Origin of the sequence: Burkholderia sp. MSMB1459WGS (genome assembly GCF_001534535.1) — a bacterium.
Classification (GTDB): domain Bacteria; phylum Pseudomonadota; class Gammaproteobacteria; order Burkholderiales; family Burkholderiaceae; genus Burkholderia.
In genome coordinates, this window is sequence record NZ_LPMU01000070.1 from 67080 (window position 1) to 88068 (window position 20989).

The 20989-nt window shown below is 67.0% G+C and carries 19 protein-coding genes; 9 read left to right on the forward strand and 10 right to left on the reverse strand.

What is annotated here, in order from left to right:
- Window positions 1-10 precede the first annotated feature (10 nt).
- The 5 genes from WT97_RS27635 to WT97_RS27655 are packed head-to-tail and all read left to right on the forward strand — an operon-like array spanning window position 11 to window position 5200.
- Window positions 11-838, forward strand: coding sequence for a hypothetical protein (locus WT97_RS27635; RefSeq protein ID WP_060354807.1), 828 nt, complete (start codon window positions 11-13; stop codon window positions 836-838).
- 23 nt (window positions 839-861) lie between these two features.
- Entirely contained in the window at window positions 862-1191 is a 330-nt protein-coding gene (locus tag WT97_RS27640; protein WP_060354791.1) for a DUF3613 domain-containing protein, read from the forward strand.
- Window positions 1192-1203: 12 nt separating this feature from the next.
- Window positions 1204-3015, forward strand: coding sequence for a TadG family pilus assembly protein (locus WT97_RS27645; protein ID WP_060354792.1), 1812 nt, complete (start codon window positions 1204-1206; stop codon window positions 3013-3015).
- A 13-nt stretch (window positions 3016-3028) separates the two neighbouring features.
- Entirely contained in the window at window positions 3029-4420 is a 1392-nt protein-coding gene (locus WT97_RS27650; protein ID WP_060354793.1) for a sigma 54-interacting transcriptional regulator, read from the forward strand.
- 54 nt (window positions 4421-4474) lie between these two features.
- Window positions 4475-5200 carry a DUF2968 domain-containing protein gene (locus WT97_RS27655; protein ID WP_059789775.1) on the forward strand — a complete coding sequence of 242 codons (726 nt, stop codon included), beginning with the start codon at window positions 4475-4477 and terminating at the stop codon, window positions 5198-5200.
- Between the two features lie 79 nt (window positions 5201-5279).
- Here the strand turns inward: WT97_RS27655 and hfq are convergent, their stop codons facing one another.
- Window positions 5280-5819, reverse strand: a complete 540-nt coding sequence (gene hfq / locus WT97_RS27660) for an RNA chaperone Hfq (RefSeq protein WP_059499030.1) — start codon at window positions 5817-5819, stop codon at window positions 5280-5282.
- Between the two features lie 295 nt (window positions 5820-6114).
- On the opposite strand from hfq, the gene WT97_RS27665 reads away from it, so the two are divergent.
- On the forward strand, window positions 6115-6399 hold the full coding sequence (locus WT97_RS27665; RefSeq protein WP_059789776.1) for a hypothetical protein: 285 nt from the start codon (window positions 6115-6117) through the stop codon (window positions 6397-6399).
- 27 nt (window positions 6400-6426) lie between these two features.
- On the opposite strand, the gene WT97_RS27670 is transcribed toward WT97_RS27665, so the two are convergent.
- The 4 genes from WT97_RS27670 to WT97_RS27685 all read right to left on the reverse strand — a co-directional run bounded on the left by WT97_RS27670 (window position 6427) and on the right by WT97_RS27685 (window position 11543).
- Window positions 6427-7344 carry a DUF1571 domain-containing protein gene (locus WT97_RS27670; protein ID WP_060354794.1) on the reverse strand — a complete coding sequence of 306 codons (918 nt, stop codon included), beginning with the start codon at window positions 7342-7344 and terminating at the stop codon, window positions 6427-6429.
- Between the two features lie 29 nt (window positions 7345-7373).
- Window positions 7374-9128, reverse strand: coding sequence for an AMP-binding protein (locus WT97_RS27675; RefSeq protein WP_059789778.1), 1755 nt, complete (start codon window positions 9126-9128; stop codon window positions 7374-7376).
- Window positions 9129-9285: 157 nt separating this feature from the next.
- Window positions 9286-10107, reverse strand: a complete 822-nt coding sequence (locus WT97_RS27680) for a TetR/AcrR family transcriptional regulator (protein WP_059499026.1) — start codon at window positions 10105-10107, stop codon at window positions 9286-9288.
- A 215-nt stretch (window positions 10108-10322) separates the two neighbouring features.
- On the reverse strand, window positions 10323-11543 hold the full coding sequence (locus tag WT97_RS27685) for an MFS transporter (RefSeq protein WP_059789939.1): 1221 nt from the start codon (window positions 11541-11543) through the stop codon (window positions 10323-10325).
- Between the two features lie 275 nt (window positions 11544-11818).
- Here WT97_RS27685 and WT97_RS27690 point away from each other — a divergent pair, with 275 nt between their 5' ends.
- From WT97_RS27690 to WT97_RS27700, 3 genes are all read left to right on the forward strand, one after another.
- On the forward strand, window positions 11819-12361 hold the full coding sequence (locus WT97_RS27690) for a GNAT family N-acetyltransferase (protein ID WP_059789780.1): 543 nt from the start codon (window positions 11819-11821) through the stop codon (window positions 12359-12361).
- A 137-nt stretch (window positions 12362-12498) separates the two neighbouring features.
- Window positions 12499-13125, forward strand: a complete 627-nt coding sequence (locus WT97_RS27695) for a ParB-like protein (RefSeq protein ID WP_059789781.1) — start codon at window positions 12499-12501, stop codon at window positions 13123-13125.
- 17 nt (window positions 13126-13142) lie between these two features.
- Window positions 13143-14873 carry a SulP family inorganic anion transporter gene (locus WT97_RS27700; RefSeq protein WP_060354795.1) on the forward strand — a complete coding sequence of 577 codons (1731 nt, stop codon included), beginning with the start codon at window positions 13143-13145 and terminating at the stop codon, window positions 14871-14873.
- A gap of 22 nt (window positions 14874-14895) precedes the next feature.
- On the opposite strand, the gene WT97_RS27705 is transcribed toward WT97_RS27700, so the two are convergent.
- From WT97_RS27705 to WT97_RS27725, 5 genes are all read right to left on the reverse strand, one after another.
- Window positions 14896-15834 carry a carbohydrate kinase gene (locus WT97_RS27705; protein WP_060354796.1) on the reverse strand — a complete coding sequence of 313 codons (939 nt, stop codon included), beginning with the start codon at window positions 15832-15834 and terminating at the stop codon, window positions 14896-14898.
- A gap of 138 nt (window positions 15835-15972) precedes the next feature.
- Window positions 15973-16917, reverse strand: a complete 945-nt coding sequence (locus tag WT97_RS27710) for an ABC transporter substrate-binding protein (protein WP_059499020.1) — start codon at window positions 16915-16917, stop codon at window positions 15973-15975.
- A gap of 87 nt (window positions 16918-17004) precedes the next feature.
- Window positions 17005-18042 carry a ribose ABC transporter permease gene (locus WT97_RS27715; protein WP_034207155.1) on the reverse strand — a complete coding sequence of 346 codons (1038 nt, stop codon included), beginning with the start codon at window positions 18040-18042 and terminating at the stop codon, window positions 17005-17007.
- Between the two features lie 40 nt (window positions 18043-18082).
- Window positions 18083-19636 (reverse strand): sugar ABC transporter ATP-binding protein, encoded by a 1554-nt coding sequence (locus tag WT97_RS27720; protein WP_059499019.1) that lies wholly within the window; start codon window positions 19634-19636, stop codon window positions 18083-18085.
- Window positions 19623-20870: an ROK family protein gene (locus tag WT97_RS27725; protein WP_034207157.1), complete on the reverse strand. Its 1248-nt coding sequence runs from the start codon at window positions 20868-20870 to the stop codon at window positions 19623-19625. Before WT97_RS27725 ends, WT97_RS27720 begins: the two co-directional genes overlap by 14 nt.
- Window positions 20871-20989 lie beyond the last annotated feature (119 nt).

Consider the following 20989-nt stretch of genomic DNA (forward strand, 5'->3'; position numbering starts at 1 on the left):
GCGACACAAGATGAATCGATTGGGGTGGGTTCGCACGCTCGCAGGCGCGACGGCGTGCGCGTTGCTTGCCAGCGGGTGCGCGATGTTCAAGGAATCCGGATACGGCGTCGGAGCGCAGGCCGAACGCGGCGCACTGATGCAGGCCGCCGCCGACAAGAATGCACCGCCCGATACGCCGGGCATGTATCTGGGCCTGATCGAACGGATGCAGGGGCAGGGGCTGTATTTCGCGTCGCTGGCCCACATCGACCAGTACGAGAAGCAATATGGCGCATCGCCGGACACGATCCTGCTGCGTGCCGACGCGTTGCGCGCGACCGGCCAGTACGACGCCGGCGTGGCCGCCTATACCAAGTTGCTGACGACGCCGCTCGCTGCGCGCGGCTATCGCGGGCTGGGCCTGACCGCCGGCGCCCGCGGCGATTTTGCGCTGGCCGCGCAGCAACTCGAACAGGCGACGGTGCTTGCGCCGACCGATGCGGCGACGTTGTCCGACCTCGCGTATTCGAAGATGCGTGAAGGCGATCTGGCAGGGGCGCGGGTACCGCTGCTGAAGGCGGCCGAACTCGAGCAGAAGAACCCGAAGATCCTCAGCAACTTCGTGCTGTATCTGCTCGCGACCGGCCATGCGAAAGATGCGCGGCGGCTGATGGATCAGCAGAAGCTGTCGCCCGCGGTGCGCGGCCAGATTCGTGACGACGAGACGAAGGTTGCGGCGGCGATGCGCGCGAAGCAGCGCGCCATCGCATATGCGCCGGCCAGCGTGTCCGTGCCGTCGGTGGCGAGCAGCGACAATTTCGATCTTGCCGTGCCGCTGCTGCAGCGTTTCGCGCGATAACGACGATATTCACGGAGGCCATCATGTTTCACCTTTCCTCAATCCGCGTGCGGGCCGTGGGCATCGCGTTCGCGTGCTCGCTGGGCGCGGGCGTCGCGCATGCGCAAAGCGACACGCCGGCGTCCGAAATCGGTCATGCGACCAGCGCGCTGCTCGACCTGCAGCGCTCCAATCGGGCGGCCGCTACGCCGCAACCGATCGACGGCACGGCCGGGACGTATGCGTATCAGCGCTATATCGACTCGTTCAAGACGCCGATTCCGCAGTGGTTCGGCACGATGTCCGCGTCGGGCGGCGGCAGCAGCGGCGGCAGCGGCAGCGGCGGGCTGTCCGGCGGCGATCTTGCGCGCTGACGGAGCAAAACGGTGACTACCCGGCACAGTGGCGGCACGATCCGCCGCGCGTCACGACAGCGCGGCGCGTTCTCGGTGATGGCGATCATCGCGATGCTGATCGCCGTCACCACGCTTGGCGCCATTGGCGTCGGTAATCTTTTTTACCAGCGTCGAGACGTGCAGCGAATTGCCGACATGGCTGCGCTCGCGGCCGTGCAGCGGATGGACGACGCCTGTTCGCAGCCGACTGCCACCGCGACCAGCAATGCGCAGTCGAACGGGCTCAATGCGTCGAACGGCGACACGCTCAACATCGAATGCGGCCGCTGGGATACGTCTGCCAATCCGGCACCCAGCTACTACGCCGCCGCGACATCCGGGACCACGCAGTTGAACGCCGCCAAGGTGGTCGTCACGCGCCAGGTGCCGTTCTTCTTCGTCGGACCGCCGCAGACGGTGTCCGCGGTATCGACCGCGCGTTCGACGAACATCGATACGTTCTCGGTGGGCGCGACCCTTGCCGCGCTCGGCGGGGTTGGCTGCTCGGGAGGATCGGCACCGACGTCCGGCAATCCGGGGCTCGTCAACGGGCTGATCGGCGCGCTGCTCGGCGCCAACCTGAACCTGAACATCGCGTCGTATCAAGCGCTTGCGTGCACCAACGTGACGGTCGGTGACCTCGTCGTGGCGGCGGGCGTCGGCACGGTCGATCAACTGCTCGCGCTGAAGCTCACGCTGCCGCAACTGATCCAGTTGATGGTGAAGGCGGCCACGCAGACGTCCGTCGTAAACGCAAGCCTGCAGGCGAGCCTGGCCACGCTGCAGGCGATCCTGAACGCCAACGTTCCGGGGACGTCGATCGGTCTCGGCGGCGCGGGCGGGTTGCTGAACGTCGCGCTCGCGGATACGCAGGCGGCCCTCAACGCGCAGGTCGATCTGCTCGACCTGCTGATGGTCGGCGCGGAGATTGCGGCAACCGGCAAGCCGGCGGTCACGGTCAATGTGCCGTCGGTGAATCTCGGCGGGCTGACGGGAACGCAGCTGCAGGTGCAGATCATCAGCCCGCCGTCGATCGGCGTTGGCGAGGGCGGGATCGATCCGGCGACGGGGACGTGGCGTACGAAGGCGTCGACGGCGGCAGTGGGCGTGTATCTGAATGTCTATCTTGGTACGGCGCAGTTGCCGTTGGTCGGGCCGTTGCTGGGCGCGCTCAACGTGGGCGTCGATGTCAATCTGCCGATTTATCTGCAAGCCGGCACCGGTACCGCGTGGCTGAACTCGACGCAATGTGCTGCCACACAGGCAGCGAGCACTGTCGTTATTACCGCACAGCCGGGTGTTGCCAATCTGTGTATCGGCCAGCCACCGCTTGATTCGTCAGGCAAGATCAGTTTGTCGTCGGCATACAGCTGCACGTCACCCGCGCAGGTGATCAATGCGACTGTCCGTGGCCTTGCCGGACTAAAAGTGTCAATGTCCAACGTATCGGTGCAGGTGCAGGGAGCGGCGCAACAGCACACGTTCAATGGCGTGCCCGGAATCGACGCCAACTACTGGACGGTCAATTCGAATGCGCTCGGCTCGTCGCTCAGTTCAGCGCTCGCGCAACTCGCGGCTGCGAAGATCACCGCTACGCTCAGTTTGCTCGGCGCCGATCTGCTGTCGATCCCCTCGACCTTCGTGTCGACTTTGCTAGGTTTCCTGACCAGTCTGCTCGGCCCGCTCCTGTCGAGCCTTGACGCAGTCCTCGTTCCGCTGCTGAATCTGCTCGGCGTCCAGGTTGGCGCGGCGACGGTCCATCAGATCTCGCTTAATTGCGGGGTCGCCCAAACGGTTTACTGAAGAAGCAGATCAGATGAGAAATACGCCCGCAATCGAAGAGCTCGACCTGTACGTCTGGGAAGGCAAGGCGGACATCGTCGACCGCGTCGCCCGATGCATGGCGAGCTTCGACGTCGAAGTGATCCGCGCCGACAACGCGGCGGTCTCGCCCGAGCGCGCCGCGATGCGGCGGTCGCTGGCGATCATCAGCGTGACGATGATCGAAGGCGGCGCGGCATTCCTGCGCGACTGGCAGGCCAACATCGGCATGCCGGTGGTGTGGGTCGGCGCGGCGCGCGACCACGACGCGTCGCAGTACCCGCCCGAGTATTCGCACATCCTGCCGCTCGATTTCACGTGTGCGGAATTGCGCGGCATGATCGGCAAGCTCGTCACGCAACTGCGTGCGCACGCAGCCGAAACGTTGCAGCCATCCGAACTCGTCGCGCACTCCGAATCGATGCAGGCGCTGCTGCACGAAGTCGATACATTCGCCGACTGCGACACCAACGTGCTGCTGCACGGCGAAACCGGCGTCGGCAAGGAGCGCATCGCGCAACTGCTGCACGAAAAGCATTCGCGCTACCGGCACGGTGAATTCGTGCCGGTGAACTGCGGCGCGATTCCGGACGGCCTGTTCGAATCGCTGTTCTTCGGCCATGCGAAAGGATCGTTCACGGGCGCGGTTGTTGCGCATAAAGGCTATTTCGAGCAGGCGGCCGGCGGCACGCTGTTCCTCGACGAAGTCGGCGATCTGCCGCTGTATCAGCAGGTCAAGCTGCTGCGGGTGCTCGAGGACGGCGCGGTGCTGCGGGTCGGCGCGACGGCGCCGGTGAAGGTGGATTTCCGTCTGGTCGCGGCGAGCAACAAGAAGCTGCCGCAGCTCGTGAAGGACGGGCTGTTCCGGGCCGATCTCTACTACCGGCTCGCGGTGATCGAGCTGAACATCCCGTCGCTGGAGGAGCGCGGCGCGGTGGACAAGATCGCGCTGTTCAAGTCGTTCGTCGCCGAGGTGGTCGGCGAGGAGCGGCTCGCCGAGCTCTCCGATCTGCCGTACTGGCTCACGGATTCGGTCGCGGACAGCTATTTCCCCGGCAACGTGCGCGAACTGCGCAACCTCGCCGAGCGCGTCGGCGTGACGGTGCGGCAGACGGGCGGCTGGGATGCCGCGCGGCTGCAGCGGCTGATCGCGCATGCACGCAGCTCGGCCCAGCCGGTGCCGGCGGAGAGCGCGGCCGAGGTGTTCGTCGATCGCAGCAAGTGGGACATGAACGAGCGCAGCCGCGTGATCGCGGCGCTCGACGCAAACGGTTGGCGTCGTCAGGACACGGCCCAGCAGCTCGGTATCAGCCGCAAGGTATTGTGGGAAAAAATGCGCAAATATCAGATCTTCGACGAAGAGCCCGAGACCCGCGAAAGCGAGTAATTAATGAGATAAAATCGCGGTGAATTACAACGACTCGGGCGGGAATAAAATTTCATGAGCCATATGACGGGGTTGGGGCGGGTGAGCGTGTTGCTCGCCATGATGGGAGGTATGCAAGGCGCGTTCGCGCAGGGGCTGGCAGGCAGCGATTCGTCGACGGTGCAGCAGGCGCCGGCGGTGCAGCAGGCGTCGGCGCCGGTGGCCGCGATTCCGGTGATCGATTCGCAGGCGCAGACGTCGGTGCAGCCGCAGGCCGGCGAGACGACGGGGCCGAGCACGGTCGACGATTTGCAGCGTCAGATCCAGGCGCATTCGCTCACGGAAATGCGCACGAGCTACAACGGCAGCTACGGCGCCAGCCTGCTGTTCAACGTCAAGGACGGTGCGTACTTCATCGCGTTGTTCCAGCAGAAGGCGTTCTGGCGCGTGATCAAGACTTACGACGAAACGCGAGCGGAAGCGATCTATCGCGATTTCTCGCATCAGGCGGAGCGGCTGGCCGTCAACGAACTGCGGGCGGCGAAGCTGGAATCGCAGAAGGCGCAGATGGACAAGCAGATCGAAGTTACGCAGGACCGCGCGCGGCGTTTGCAGGCGGATATCTCGATCGCCCGCCAGCAGCAGGCAGCGGTGGCGGATCGGCAGAAGAGCGTGCGGAGCGAAACGGCGGCGCTGCAGGCGCAACAGGCTCAGCTGCAGTCGCAACTGCGGGCGTTGCAGCAGCAGGTGCGTTCGCTGCAGCGCGAGGCCGACGCGGGCCTGCCGACGACGGCCCGCTGAACCCGGTGACGGCGGCGCGGCGACGCGCCGCATCGGTCGTACCAGTGAAAAGGGCAACGGATGGCTTGCCCTTTTTGTTTTACTGGCCGTCCGGCACGATTCGCCGGCGGCGCGTCACGATGACTGGCCCGTTGCCGCCGCGGGAATCCGACGGCGCGGCGTTGCCGGAGGCATCGCCGGTGTCGCGCGGCGCGCCGTAGCTTTCACGCGGCTCGCGCGGTGCGCCGTAGCCTTCGCGCGGCTCACGCGAACCGTAGCCTTCACGCGGCTCGCGGGAGCCGTAGCCGCCGTCGCCGCGCGATTCGCGCGGGCCGCCATGCGAGCCGTACGGGCTGTGACCGCCGCCTTCGCGGCCGCCGGGGCGACCACCGGTGCGCGGGCCGCGGGGGCCGCCGCCGGGGCGCGAGCCGCCGGTGTCGAGCTGGATCGTGGAAATCGCACGCTTGTAGATGCCTTGCAGACCCACGGGGGTGCGCAGCATCACCAGATACTGGTCGAACGACTCGATACACCCCGTCAGACGAATGCCGTTGACGAGATAGATTTCAACACGCTTACGTTCCTTGCGTGCCGAATTGATGAAGTCGTTTTGTGGATGGGATTCTGCGGGATTGGCCATTGAGGTGCGGCAGGAGCCTGCGTCAGAGAATATGTTGTGCGTGTGTGTGGCGTGTTCGTCCACAAGGCGTTTGGCGGAATTCTACCTTGTTCGATAGGGAAGCGCGCAGTCGTGATTGTGTCGAACCGTAACCCACTATAGACGTTCCGGCGCATTTTCGCGATTAGGCCGAACGGCCAAAGTCGTTTCGTTACGTCGCGTTACGACTCTCGCAGCCCCGTATCACCTCGCTGCAGGCGCCGCGCTTACATTAATCGCGCGAGCCGGGCGGGCCGGCTTATCAGGGATCCGGAGCATGAACAAGAGGCAAGTGGCAGGGATGATCGGGAGCATGGCGTTGCTCGTTTCCGGTAGTGCAATGGCGGGGCACGTGGATCTGTCGGTCGGCATCGGTGTACCGGTCGCGCCGGTCTATGTCGAGCCGGCGCCGGTCTATGTGGCGCCGCAGCCCGCCGTCGTCGCCTATCCGGGCTACGGATACGGCTATTACGGCGATGACGACGACGATCGCTACCGCAAGTGGCGCAAGCACTATTACAAGCACTGGCATCGGCACCACGGCGACGACGATGACGATTGAGCCCGTGCTGGCCCCCGCCGGCGCGTATCAGAACGCGTAGTCGGGGTTTTTCGGGTCGAATGCAGTGTCGTCGAGCGGCGTCGGTGCGATTTTCTCGATGACGATCCGCTCGAAGATCCTGCCGTCGTTGTCATAGGATTCGACGGTCCGAAAATAGGGTGCGTGCAGGTCGAGCCCCAGCACCTCCTTTTTCGCATAGAACTGCGGCCGGCCGGTCGGCGTTTCGTAGGTCAGCGCGACGACGCGCACGCCGCCGATCGTTCTGGCTTCCACGTCGGTCGGCCGCTGCACGCCGGCTTCCAGGTATTTCTTCCCTTCGGTCAGGTACAGGTTCGCGATGAACTCGGTGCCGAGATCCTTCACCTGGTGATTCGACTGGGCGCGCGCGAGCGCGCCGTCGATCGCCGTCCATAACGGAATCTTGCCGAGCAGGCCGCCGAGATGGCCGTACATCTCGTCCTTGCGCTGCGTCGTGTCGTAGATCGTCTCCTGTCCGGCATGTGCGCCGCCCGGCAGCCATTTCGCATACACGCGCAGCGGCTCGCGGGTCGTCTTCACGAGCATGCGGTCGGGCGTGTCGGACCATTTCCCGTTGATGCGCTCCTGGCGCACCATCGTGAACTGGTAAGACGGATAACCGCTGGGGCCGTTACGGATATAGAGCGGCACGGCCAGCGGATCGAGCGCCTTGAAGAGCGCCGTGAGCGTCGCATTGTCGAGTTGCGCGAGCGTGCCGCGCTGGGCCGCCGTGCGCAGCCAGCGCGCCTGCTGCGCGGGCGGCTCGTGCGTGACCTTCGCGAGATCCGCGGGGAGCGCGGCGGCCGGTGCCGCGCTCGCGGCGGCGGCCTGTTCCTGTGCATGCAAGCCCGCCTGCGCGAGCGACAGCACGCATGCGACGGCTGCCGCGGCGGCATGCCGCGCGCGGCGCTTCGTTCCTTCTTTCATCGATGGCGTCTCCCGGAGCGAGGGGGCGTTCAGTCTTGCTTCGCCGCCTGGATTTTGGCGAGTTCCTCGTCGCGCAGCGCTCGGCGCAGGATCTTGCCGACGTTCGTCTGCGGCAGTGCGTCGCGGAACTCGACGAATTTCGGCATCTTGTAGCCGGTCAGGTTCTTGCGGCAGTGCGCGAGTACATCCTCGGCCGTCAACGACGGGTCGCGACGCACGACGAACACCTTGATCCGTTCGCCCTGCACCTCGTCCGGAATGCCGATCGCCGCGGCTTCGCTGATGCCGGGATGCATCACGAGCACTTCCTCGATCTCGTTCGGATACACGTTGAAGCCCGACACGAGGATCATGTCCTTCTTGCGATCGATGAGGCGGATGAAGCCGCGCTCGTCCATCACGCCGATGTCGCCGGTGGCGAGCCAGCCGTCGGCGTCGATCACCTTGGCCGTCTCGTCGGGGCGCTGCCAGTAGCCGCGCATCACCTGCGGGCCGCGCACGCACAGCTCGCCGGGCTCGCCGATCGCGGCCCAGGTGCCGTCCTCGCGACGAAAGCGCACTACGGTCGACGGCGCGGGCAGGCCGATCGAACCGCTGAACGCGGCCATGTCGTTCAGGTCCACGGGATTCATCGTGACGATCGGCGAACACTCGGTGAGGCCGTAGCCTTCGACCACCGGGCGGCCCGTCACCTGCTGGAAGCGCTCGGCGACCGCGCGCTGCATCGCCATCCCGCCCGCCATCGCGAGCTTGAGCTTCGAGAAGTCGCGCTTGCGGAATTCGTCGTTGTCGAGGAACGCGTTGTACAGCGTGTTGATGCCGGTGATCCCCGTGAACGTCTCGTGGCGGATGATCTTCATCACCATCTTCATGTCGCGCGGGTTCGCGATCAGGATGTTGCGCCCGCCGAGCCCCATGAAGATGAACGCGTTCACCGTCAGCGAATAGATGTGATAGAGCGGCAGCGGCGTGAGCACGGTTTCGACGTCGCCCGACACCTGATCGGCGATCCAGGCCTTCGCCTGCAGCAGGTTCGCGATCAGGTTGCCGTGCGTGAGCATCGCGCCTTTCGCGACGCCGGTCGTGCCGCCCGTGTACTGCAGGAACGCGAGATCGTCGCGCGTGGTCTGCACCGGTTGCGGCTTGCCGCGCGCGCCGAGCGCGAGGGCGGAGCGCAGCCGGATCGCCTGCGGCAGGTGATAGGCCGGCACGAGCTTCTTCACATGCTTCAGCACGAAATTGATCAGGCGTCCTTTCGCGTTGAAACCGTCGGAGAGCAAATCGCCGAGCGCGGTGACGACGATGTGTTTCACCTGCGTTTCCGGCAGCGCGTCCTGCAGCGTGCGCGCGAAGTTCTCGAACACGACGATCGTCTGCGCGCCGCTGTCCTTCAACTGGTGCGCGAGTTCGCGCACGGTGTAGAGCGGATTCACGTTGACGACGATCGCGCCGGCCTTCAGCGTGCCGAACAGCGCGACCGGATACTGGAACGTGTTCGGCAGCATGATCGCGACGCGGTCGCCGGGCTTCACGCCGAGGCTTTGCAGATACGACGCGAACGCGTCGACTTTGCGCGCGAGCGTGCGGTAGGTCATCGACGCGCCGGCGCTCACGTAGGCGACGCGGTCGGCGAAGCGGGTCGTGCATTCGTCGAAGAACTGCACGAGCGACGCGTATTGCGTGACGTCGATCTCGTGCGGGACGCCGGGCGGGTACGACGCGTACCAGATGGCATCGGTGTTCGGCGGAATGTGGGCCGAGGTGGGTGCTGCGGAAGATGACATGACGTGTCTCCGGTCTTGGCGCTCGGCGAGGGTCGGCGCGCCAGCGCCAGCCCATGCCCCGTGCTTCGCGGCCGGTTGACGCGGGCGCCTCGACGCCGCGCACGACCGCGCGTATCAATCAAATCGTGAACAGGAAGCCGCGCGTGGCCTCGCGCGCTCAGTTCGTGGAATGCAGCGGCGCCGTCTCGGCGGCGGTCGGGCCCGACTGCGGCAGTCCGAATGCTTCGCTTGCGCCGGCGTCGTCGAGCACCGCCGCGAAGATCGACAGTTGCGCGCTGTCGGGCATCGGCGCCTTCAGCGCGGCGACGATCAGCGACGACAGCCGCGCGATCATCTGCACGTCGTTCATCGTGCGGCCTTGCGAGAATTCGTCGATCAGGCTTTCCGTTTCGGCGCCCGCGAGCGCGCCGGACAGCGCGCCGATCGCGAAGTGCAGCCGCCAGCCGAGCTCAGTGCGCGGCAGGTGCGGCAGCGCGCGCTGAAAGGCGTCGAAGAAGCGGCCCGCGACGCTCGCGTAGTGCGCGGTCAGGAAGTTGCGCACGAACGGCGAAGGATCGGTGTAGGCGCGGCCGATCAGCCGCAGAAACCCCGGCCCGCCGCGTTCGGGATCGCGCGATGCTTTGAGCGCCGGAATGAACATCGCGCCGAGCACGTGCTCGCAGGTAATGTGCGTGCCGAGCTGCGCATCGAAGCGGTCGAGGATGCCGAGACGCTCCTGGTTCAACTGGTCGAGCCGGCGCGACAGCATCGCGTGGATGAGCGCTTCCTTGCTGCCGAAGTGGTAGTTGACCGCGGCGAGATTGACCGCCGCGCGCGAGGTGATCTGCCGCATCGACATCGCTTCGAAGCCATGTTCGATGAACAGATCCTCGGCCGCATCGAGAATGCGCGCCTTCGTCCCGCCGGTCTGCCGCGTGCCGGATGACCGCGCCCCGGACGACCGTCCCGCAGATGGCCGCCCCTCCTGACTTACTGCCATGTTCCGCCTCCCATGCCGGTTGCCCGGCCGCGAACAGGTGATTTGATTATCTGATTCAAACAGTCGTTTTCATTAAGATAAAAAAACGCGGGCGGACCGGGCAAGCGCGGAATCTGGACCAATTCCTCTAGTTCGATGTGCAGGTGCGGAAAGCGCTGCACTCGCTCCCGGCAGGGCGGGGCGCGCGCGATGATGCGATGCCGCAACGTGCGGGTTCACACGGCGGTGGTACGCGTATTGACCGATTGCGTCATGTCGATACCGCGCCGCTCGCGGCTGAACAGGATCAGCACGGCGATCGCGACGGCGACGATGCCGGCCACGAGCGCGAGCGCGAAGCCGTAATCGTTGTGGTTCGACACGGCGAGCGACGCCTGCATCGTCGCGTTGCCCGACGCGAGCAGGTTGCCGAGCTGGTAGACGACGCCGGGGAAGGTCGCGCGGATCTCGTCGGGCGAGATCTCGTTCAGGTGAACCGGTATCACGCCCCACGCGCCCTGTACCGAGATCTGCATCAGGAACGCGCCGGCGGCGAGCGCGATCGCGCCGCTCGAGAACGCCCACAGCGGCAGCACGGGCAGCGCGATCAGCGCGGCGATGAAGATCGCGCGGCGTCGGCCGATCCGCTCCGAGATCGCGCCGAACGACAGGCCGCCAACGATCGCGCCGATGTTCAGCACGATCGTGATCCACGATACGGTATGCGGATCGAAGCGATGCTGCTCGCGCAGGAACGTCGGATAGAGATCCTGCGTGCCGTGCGAGAAGAAGTTGAACGCGGTCATCAGCACGATCGCGTAGATCGTGAGCTTCCAGTTCTGCTTCAGCGTGGCGCCGAGGCTCGGGCGCGGGCGCTTCTCCATCTGTTTCCATGCCGGCGATTCGGGCACGTGCGCCCGCACGTACAGCACGAGCAGCGCGGGCAGCACGCCGACCATGAACATCCCGCGCCAGCCGATGTATTGGTAGAACAGGCCGAACACGACGGATGCGAGTAGATAGCCGCTCGGATAGCCGGCCTGCAGCAGCCCCGACACGAAGCCGCGCGCGTGGGTCGGCACGGTTTCCATCGTCAGCGCTGAGCCGACGCCCCATTCGCCGCCCATCGCGATGCCGAACAGCGCGCGCAGCACGAGCAGCGCGGTCAGGCTCGGCGCGAAACCCGACGCCAGTTCGAGCAGCGAATAGCACGCGATGTTGACCATCAGCGTCGGGCGGCGACCGAAGCGGTCGGCAAGTCGGCCGAAGATCAATGCGCCGAGCGGGCGCATCGCGAGCGTCAGCGTGAGCGCGAACGCGACGGCGGGAATCGTCGACGAGAATTCCGCGGCGATGTCCTTCAGCACGAAAACCATCAGGAAAAAATCGAATGCATCGAGCGTCCAGCCCAGGTAGGCGGCGATCGTGACGTTGCGTTGCTCGCGGGTCCAGCTCATGTCCGGGGTCTCCTCGTTGGCTTGCGCGCTCGCGATTTGCATGCGGATGCCGGCCCGGCTCGCGCGCGGCGCGGGGGCACTGATCGAGTGTAGGCTTGCGCGCTGCGCGATGTGGAGCGCGATAACCGCGAATCGGGAATAATCCCTACGAAATGCACTGTTTCGGAAACGGAAACGCGCGACGCACGCTACAGGTATCTGTATCCTTTCGGAAGGATTTTTGTATCAGTTCTGTAATGCGCTCGATGCGCAACGCCACCGCATCAGGAGTCCCGATGAATGACCGTTCCGCCGACACGTTGCCCGTGCTCGAAACCGCGAGGCTGTGGCTGCGGCCGCGCGTGCTGGCCGATCTCGATGCATGCATCGAGATGGATCGCGATCCCGAGGTCACGCGCCACATCGCGGGCCCGTGGCATGACCCCGACGAGCATCGGCGCTTCGTCACGCACCGGATCACGCGCGACTATCCGCCGGGCCTCGGCTACTGGTCGATCTTCGAGAAGGCCGCGCCCGAGGCGTTCATCGGCTGGATCCTGCTGATTCCCGACTATCAGGACGAGGCGCGCGACGTCGAAATCGGCTGGCGGCTCGTGCGGGCGACGTGGGGCCGCGGCTTCGCGAGCGAGGCCGCGGCGGCCGTCGTGCGGCATGCGTTCGACACCGTGCGTCTGCCGCGCGTGATCGCCGATATCGCGCAGGCCAATCATGGCTCGCTGAACGTGGCGCGCAAGCTCGGCATGCGGCGTGTCAGCGTCGTGCACGACGGCATTCCTTACATTCGTCATCGTCTCGAACGCAACGATTTGCGCGCGTAGTGCGACGTCGTGCGGCGTCGTGCGCGCGGGCAGGTGTCGGAGATCGTCAACCGGACGCACGTCGCGTGCCATGAGGGATTAACGGCTTGCGCGATCAGGAGTATCGTTGCCGGAAATTCGCAACATGGGGTACGACCATGGCATTCGGCAACGACGTTCATCTCATTCCCGTCAGGCTCGACGCGCTGCGTCCGACCCAGATGACGGTCGGCTATCGCGAAGTCAAGGCAAAGCGCAAACACTGGAAGGCGCTGAACAAGCGCGCGCGCAAGGCCGCGATCGAATCGCACTGGTTCCCGGCCGTCCTCGGCCCGGACGGGCTGCACTACATCACCGATCACCACCATCTCGGCCTCGCGCTGATCGAGGAGGGCGAGGCGCGCGTGAACGCGATGCTGCTGAAGGATCTGTCGTGGCTCGACGACACGATCTTCTGGCGGATGATGGAACACAACCAGTGGGTGCATCCGTTCGGCCCGGACGGTTCGCGGCGCGGCTATGCGCATTTGCCGAAGGCACTGACGGGGCTCGAGGACGATCCGTACCGCAGCCTCGCCGGCGAGCTGCGCACGGCGGGCGGCTATGCGAAGGACGCGACGCCGTTCAGCGAATTCCTGTGGGCCGACTATCTGCGCCAGCACGTATCGCTCGACCAGATCCGCAAGAACTTCGCGAAGGCGCTCGATATCGCGCTGCAGCGTGCGCACGACCAGGACGCGCGCTATCTGCCCGGCTGGTCGGGCGTGATCGCCGTCAAACCCTGACCGGCGCCGACCGCCTCATGACGACCGCCCCGATCCGCCCCGACGCCGGCCCGCAGCGTCCGGACCATTTCGCGGCGCTCGACGCGCCGCCCGCACCGCGCATGCGGCGCGTCGGCCTCGATGCGCTGGCCGGCCTGTCGATTGCCGGCCTGCTGATTCCCGAGGCGGTCGCGTATGCGGGGCTCGCCAACCTGCCGCCGCAGGCCGGCCTCATCGCGCTGCTATCGGGGCTCGTCGTCTATGCGCTGACGGGCAGCAGCCGCTTTGCGATCGTGTCGTCGACGTCGTCGTCGGCCGCGGTGCTCGCCGCGACCGTGCTCGCCGAATCGGGAATGGCGCTGGACGCGCAGCTTGCGCTCGCGGCGGCGCTCGTCGCGATGACGGGCGTGCTGTTCGTCCTGGCCGGCGTCGCGCGGCTCGGCGGCATGTCGGATTTCGTCGCGCGGCCCGTGCTGCGCGGCTTCACGTTCGGTCTCGCGCTGACGATCGTCATCAAGCAGCTCCCGAAGATTCTCGCGATTGCCGTGCAGCACGGCGATGCGCCGCACGTCGCGCTCGACCTGCTCGCCGGCGCGCCGCACGCGAATCTCGCGAGCGCGGTGCTCGGCGCGACGGCGCTCGCGTTGCTGTTCGTCCTCGGCCGCGGCTCGCGCGTGCCTGCGACGCTCGTCGTGATCGTGCTGTCGATCGCGGCGGGTTACGCGATCGACTGGCAGCGGTACGGAATCGCGGTCGTCGGCCATATCGATTTCCGGCACCTCGAATTCGGCTTGCCGTATCTCGACCGCAACGCATGGATGCAGACGGTCGAGCTCGCATTCGCGCTGATGCTGATCCTGTATGCGGAGTCGTACGGATCGATCCGCAACTTCGCGCTGAAGCACGGCGATACCGTGTCGCCGAACCGCGACCTCGTCGCGCTCGGCTGTGCGAACCTCGTGTCGGGCCTGCTGCACGGGATGCCGGTCGGCGCAGGCTATTCGGCGACCTCGGCGAACGAGGCGGCCGGTGCGCAGTCGCGTGTGGCCGGCCTGTGCGCGGCTGCCGTGGTCGCGCTGATCGTCTGGCTGCTGCTGCCCCAGCTCGCGCGTACGCCCGAGCCCGTGCTCGCGGCGATCGTGATCTTCGCGGTCAGCCACTCGCTGCATCCGTCCGTGTTCCGGCCGTACTGGGCCTGGCATCGCGACCGGCTCGTCGTGATCGCGTCGCTGCTCGCGGTGCTCGCGCTCGGCGTGCTGCACGGGCTGCTCGCGGCCATCGGCGTGAGCCTGCTGCTGACGCTGCGCAAGCTGTCCGAACCGAACGTCAGCGTGCTCGGCCGGCTGCGCGACAGCCACGATTTCGTCGACGTCGCGAGCCATGCCGACGCGAAGCCGGTGCCGGGCGTGCTGATCGTGCGGCCCGAGGCGCAGTTGTTCTTCGCGAATGCGGACCGGATGCTCAATCGCGTGCGTGCCCTGATGAAGGCCGCGCCGGACACACGGACCGTGATGTTGAGTCTCGAGGAAACACCGGATGTCGACGGCACGACGATCGAATCGTTGCGCACGTTCGCGGCCGAATGCGCAGCGCGCGGGCTGCGGCTCGCGCTCGTGCGGCTCAAGGTGCACGCGCTGCATGCGCTGCGCCGTGCGGCGGACGACACGCTGCACGACGTTGCGATGTCGGAACTGAGCGTCGACGAGAGCCTGCAACTGCTGCAGGCCGGCAGTCCGCCGAACGGCAGCGACGGCACGCCTGCCGCGTGACGGCGCGGCGCGTCGGCGCCGTCTATCGCGAAAGCGCGGCGCCGGCGGCGGTGCGCTCGATCATGTCGGTCACTTCCGCGGCCGTCGGCGCATAGGCGCCCGCATGCGCACAGGCGACGGCCGCGCACGCGGCCGCGTAGCGCAGATGCTCGGCTGCCGACGCTTCGGGCCGTGCAAGCTGGCTCGCGAGCCAGCCGCCGATGCTCGCGTCGCCGCAGCCGACCGTGTCGGCAACTTCGGTCGGGAACGCGGGCTGGAACAGCACGGTATCGCGATGCAGCAGTTGCATGCCGGCTGCGCCGCGCGTGACGAGCATCGTCGCGTCGGGCGCCCACGCGCACAGCTGCGCGAGCGCGGCCGCTTCGTCGAGTTCCGGAAACAGCCCGCGCAGATCCTCGTCGGATACCTTGATCCAGTCGGCGAGCGCGGTCAGCCGGCGTAGCGTGTCGCGATACGACGGCGCGGCCATCGGCGCGCGGAAGTTCGGGTCGAACGAGATTCGCTTGCCGGCCGCGCGCGCGGCCTGCGCGAGCGCGATCAGGCGCGACGCGAGCGGCTCGCGCACGACACCGAGCGAGCCGACGTGCACGATGTCGGCCGCGTCGAAGGCGCCGGCGGGCAAGTCGGCCGGATCGAACGCGAGATCGGCGCTGTTTTCGCCGATGAAGAAATAGTGGGGCGGCTGCTTCGATACGACCATCGCGAGCAGCGGTGCGCGGTCGACCTGCCGGATGAAACGCATGTCGAGCCCGGCGTCGGCGCTCTTGCGCATCAGTTCGTCGCCGAAGATGTCGCGGCTCACCGTGCCGGCGAAGGCCGTCGGCGCGCCGAGTCGCGCCGCGACGCGCGCGACGTTCCAGCACGAGCCGCCGGCGATGCTGTGCCAGTGCCGTGCGTCGTCGCGGATGAAATCGGTCAGCGCTTCGCCGAAAACGATCAGGCGGGGAAACGTCGTCGTCATGTTGAAACCTCGTGCCGCGGCGTCGCGTGCGGCCGTACGGCAGTTGATCTGAATCCGAACAGGCGGGCAGTGCCGGCGCGTCGCGCGGCGACGCGGCCCGGCCCGGCACCGCCCGGCCTCGCGGGCGGGTCGCCGCGATCAGCGCGGGGAACTCCAGCCCTTGTAGGTCTTCACGTTGTCGCGCGTGATGAGCGTCGGCTCGATCAGGATCATCGGGTTGGCCGGTTTCTGGCCGTTCATGATTCCGTAGCCGACGTTGACGGCCTGCTGCGCCATCGCCCACGGATCCTGGCTCGACGACGCCTGCACGAGCGTGTTCGACTTCAGCGCCGCCTCGATGTCGGGCGCGCCGTCGACCGACGTGATCACGATGTTCGGGCGGTTCAGCTGTTTCGCCGCGAGATCGCTGCCGATCGCCTGCGGGTCGTTGATCGTGAACACGCCGTCGAGCTTCGGAAAGCGCGTCAGGTAGCCCTGCATCGCGTTCATCCCGCCTTCGCGCGAGCCCTTGCCGTCCTGGTCGCTCGACAGCAGCTTGATGCCGGGATTCTTCGCGAGCACGGCCTTGCAGCCGTTCACGCGATCGATCACGGCCGACACCTGCGGGCCATTCTCGATGATCACGTTGCCCTTGCCGTTCAGCTTCTTCGCGAGGTAGTCGCACGCGAGTTCGCCGGCCTTCACGTTGTTGGTCTGCACGGTCGCGTTCGCGCCGGCCGCCGCGACGTCCACCGCGACGACCGTGATGCCGGCTGCCTGCGCCTTCTTCACCGCCGGCTCGATCGCCTTCGGATCGGTCGCGTTGAGCAGGATCATGTCGACGTGCGCGGAGATGAAGTTGTCGATCTGCGTGAACTGCTTGTTCAGGTCGTAGTCGGCCGATACGGCCGTGATCTTCGCATTGGGGTTGAGCTGCTTCGCGCGCGCTTCGGCGCCCTTCACGATCGTGACGAAGTACGGGTTGCCGAGCGACCCGACCGTGACGCCGATCGATTTCAGCGGCTTGTCGGCTGCATGGGCGGCGCCGGCGCCGAAGGCGAGTGCGCAGGCGGCGGCGGTCAGGGCGGCGGTGTGCTTGAACATGTCGTTGTGTCTCCGTGAGGTCTGTTGGCGAACGGGCGCAGGAGCACCTGCCTGCGCGCCGATGGTTGAGCGATGAGGAAAGGGTTGTCAGGTCCGGGCCGAGTCGCGCTGGCGATAGCGGTCGAGCGCGACCGCACCGATGATCACCAGCCCCTTGATGATGTACTGCCAGATGTCGGACACGCCGAGCAGCACGAGGCCGTTGGTCAGCACCGCGATGATCAGCGCGCCGATCAGCGTGCCGACGATCGAACCGACGCCGCCGACGAAGCTCGTGCCGCCGAGGATCACCGCGGCGATCGCGTCGAGCTCGTACGACTGGCCGAGCTGCAGGCCGTTGGCCGCATACAGGCGCGCGGCCGACATCACCGCGCCGAGGCCCGCGAGCAGGCCCGACGCCGCATACACGAACATCTGGATCGCCCGCACGTTGATGCCGGACAGGCGTGCGGCTTCCGGGTTGCCGCCGACCGAATAGATCCGCATCCCGAGCACCGTGCGGCGCAGGATGAACCACGAGATCGCGATCACCGCGCATGCGATCACGACGAGCCACGGCACGCCGAGGATCGAGCCGTTGCCGATGAACGCGAACGGCAGTTGCGGATTGAACACCGTCGTGTCGTTGCCGATCAGGCGCGCGACGCCGCGCACGGCCGTCATCGCGCCGAGCGTGACGATGAACGGCGGCAGGCGCAGGAACGAGATCAGCCCGCCGTTGATCGCGCCGAACACGAGGCCGACGGCGAGCGCGAACGGCACGCCGAGCCACCCCCAGCCGGGAATGGTCGACGCGAGCAGCGCCGCGACGGCCGCGGCGGCGAGCACCGAGCCGACCGACAGATCGATGCCGCCCGTCAGGATCACGAAGGTCATGCCGGCGGCGAGCACGATGTTGATCGACGCCTGCTGCGTGACGATCGACAGGTTCTGCAGCGTGAAGAAGCCGTCGGTCAGGAAGCCGAAGCCGACGCACAGGACCAGCAGCACCGGCAGCATGCCGGCCGTGCGGATCAGCGATTGCATACGGGCGCGATGATCGGCGCCGCGCATCAGGGGCGTGCGGTTGGCGACCGGATGGGCGGTCGCGGAAGCGAGGTTCCGCTGCTTGGTCGGGTTGATCATTTCGGTACCTTGAAAGAAGAGGGAAATGAAGGGGCCGTGGTCAATGCGCGTCGGCCAGTTCGGCCTGCGAGCCCGTGGCGAGCGCGATGATCGCTTCCTGCGTGATCGGCGTCTGCGTGTGGCCGCCGAGTTCGCCCGCGATCTCGCCTTCGCGCATCACGAGCACGCGATCGGCGACGCCGATGATTTCCGGCAGCTCGCTCGAAATCACGATCACGCCCACACCGGCACGGGCCAGTTCGTTGATGATCCGGTAGATCTCGGATTTCGCGCCGATGTCGACGCCGCGCGTCGGTTCGTCGAGGATCAGCACGCGCGGCTTCGTTTCGAGCAGGCGCGACAGCAGCACTTTCTGCTGGTTGCCGCCCGACAGCGCGCCGACGTTGACGTTCGCGTGCGGTACGCGGATCGACAGCGATGCGATCGCGTCGCGCGCGCGTTCGGCGCCGCGGGCGAGATCGAGCGCGCCGAGCCGGGCATCGCGGTTGCACACCGAGATGTTGATGTTGTCGCGCACGCTCATGTCGAGGAACAGGCCCTGGCGTTTGCGGTCCTCGGTCAGGTAGACGAGGCCCGCGTCGATCGCGTCGCGCGGCGAGTGCGCGCCGAACGTGCGCTCGCCCAGCTTCACGTCGCCGCGCACGCGCGGCTCGGCGCCGAAGATCAGCCGCGCGAGCTCGGTGCGGCCCGCGCCGACGAGGCCCGCAATGCCGAGCACCTCGCCCGCATGCAGGTCGAGGCTGCAGCCGCGCACGCGCGTGCCGTCGGCGATGTCGCGGACCGACAGCAGCAGGTGGCCGGGGTCGTAGGGCGCATGTTCCTTCTTGTAGAAGCCGGAGATGTCGCGGCCGACCATCATCGCGACGAGCCGCTCGGCCGACAGCGCCGCGCGCTCCAGCGTGCCGACGTACGCGCCGTCGCGCAGCACCGACACGCGGTCGGACAGTTCGTAGATCTCCGCCATCCGGTGGCTGATGTAGATGATCGCGAGGCCTTCCTCACGCAACTGGCGGATCAGGCGGAACAGGTGTTCGGTTTCGCGCGACGACAACGGCGTGGTCGGCTCGTCCATCACGAGGATGCGGGCGCGGGTGTGCACGGCGCGTGCGATTTCGACGAGCTGCTGTTCGGCGATCGACAGCGTGTCGACGAGCGTGTCGGGCCCAAACGGGGCGCCCAGGCGCGCGAGCACGTCCTGGCAGCCGCGCGCCATCGCCGCGCGGTCGATGGTGCCCCAGCGCCGGTTGCCGCGGCGCAGTTCGCGGCCGACGTAGATGTTTTCCGCGACGGTCAGGTTCGGCGACAGGCACAGCTCCTGGTAGATCACCGCGACGCCGGCATCGCGCGCGGCGAGCGGGCCGTCGATGTCGATGCGTTGGCCGTCGATCAGGATTTCGCCGCCGGCGTCGGCTCGATAGGCGCCCGACAGGATCTTCATCAGCGTCGATTTGCCCGCGCCGTTCTCGCCCATCAGCGAATGGATCTCGCCCGGATAGACGGTCAGGCTGACGTTGTCGAGCGCGCGCACGGCCGGGAACGTCTTGCTGATTCCGCGCATCTCGAGCAACGGACGGGGCGACTCAGATCGCGACATGGTTGACCTCCTGCGAGTCGGTGCGGGCGCCCTTGAGGATGCCGGCCCGCGGGGAGAAGTTGAAAAACATCGGCAGCGTGGCGGCGCCGATCGCGCCGGCGTCGGCGCCGAACGTGCCGCGCACGAGCACGGGTGTACCGCGTGCCTCGGGCGCGGTGGCCACGAGTGCCGCGCGCAGGCGGGTCGTGACTGCGTCGAGCAGGCCCGCGTCGGTGTCGGCGTCGATCACGACCACCGGCGCGTCGATCACGCACAGCACCGCGCGCAACGCCGGCGCGAGCGCGTCGACGCAATCGTCGATCCATTCGTCGACGGCCGGCAGGCCACGGGCGATGCATGCTTCGAGATCGGCGCGGTTCTCGACCGTCTCGCCGCGATGGCGCAGGTGGCGCACGAGCGCATGCAGCGAGGCGCGCGCGAGCAGGATGTCCCATTGGCCGCGCGGCGGCGGCGCGGACGCCAGCCGGCTCGGCGGCACCGGAATCACCGCGATGTCCCCCGCGTTGCCGGTCACGCCGCGCAGGCAGTCGCCGTCGATCGCGATCCCGCCGCCGATCGCCGGCCCGATGAACAGGTAGACGAAGTCGTCGCACTGCCGGCCGTACCCGTAGAACAGTTCGGCGATCGCCGCTGCGTTGCCGTCGTTTTCGCCGAAGACGGGCAGCGACAGCGTGCGACCGAGGTCGGCCGCGAAATCGACGTCTTCCCACGCGCGGAACGTGTCGGGCGCGAGGCCGAGCTCGCGCATCCACGCGCCGAGGTTGTACGGTTGCGCGACGCCGATGCCGGTCAGGCGGGCGCGTTCATGGTCGGGGAGCAGGGCCTGCATCGCATCGATGTCGTGACGCACGATCTCGAGCACGTCGGCGGGCGGGGGAAGCAGCGTGTCGTGCGAGCGGCGGCCGAGCACGTCGCCCGCGAAATTGACGAGCGCCGTCTCGATGCGCATCCGGTCGAGATGGACGCCGATGCCGAACGCGCCGCGCGGATCGAGCCGGATCAGCGAAGCCGGCTGGCCGCGCTGGCCTTCGGTGCGGCCGGCGAATTCGATCAGCTTCGCGTCGGCGAGCGACGCGATGATGCTGCCGACCGCCGTACCCGTCATGCTCGCGAGACGGGCGAGATCGGCCTTCGATGCGCTGCCCGCGCGGCGCAGCGTCTTTAGCAACAGGCGCTCGTTGTAACGGCGCACGTTGGCCGAATTGCTTCCCTGGCCGAAGTGCGGGCTTCTCATGGCGTCTCCTTCCATGTCGCACCGCTCGGCGGTGCATTAAATAAATCACGTTGATTTATTTAACCGCGAGAGCGAGGACCTGTCAGCCTAGGGAAATCCCGGTTCTGTTTCGTGAAGGG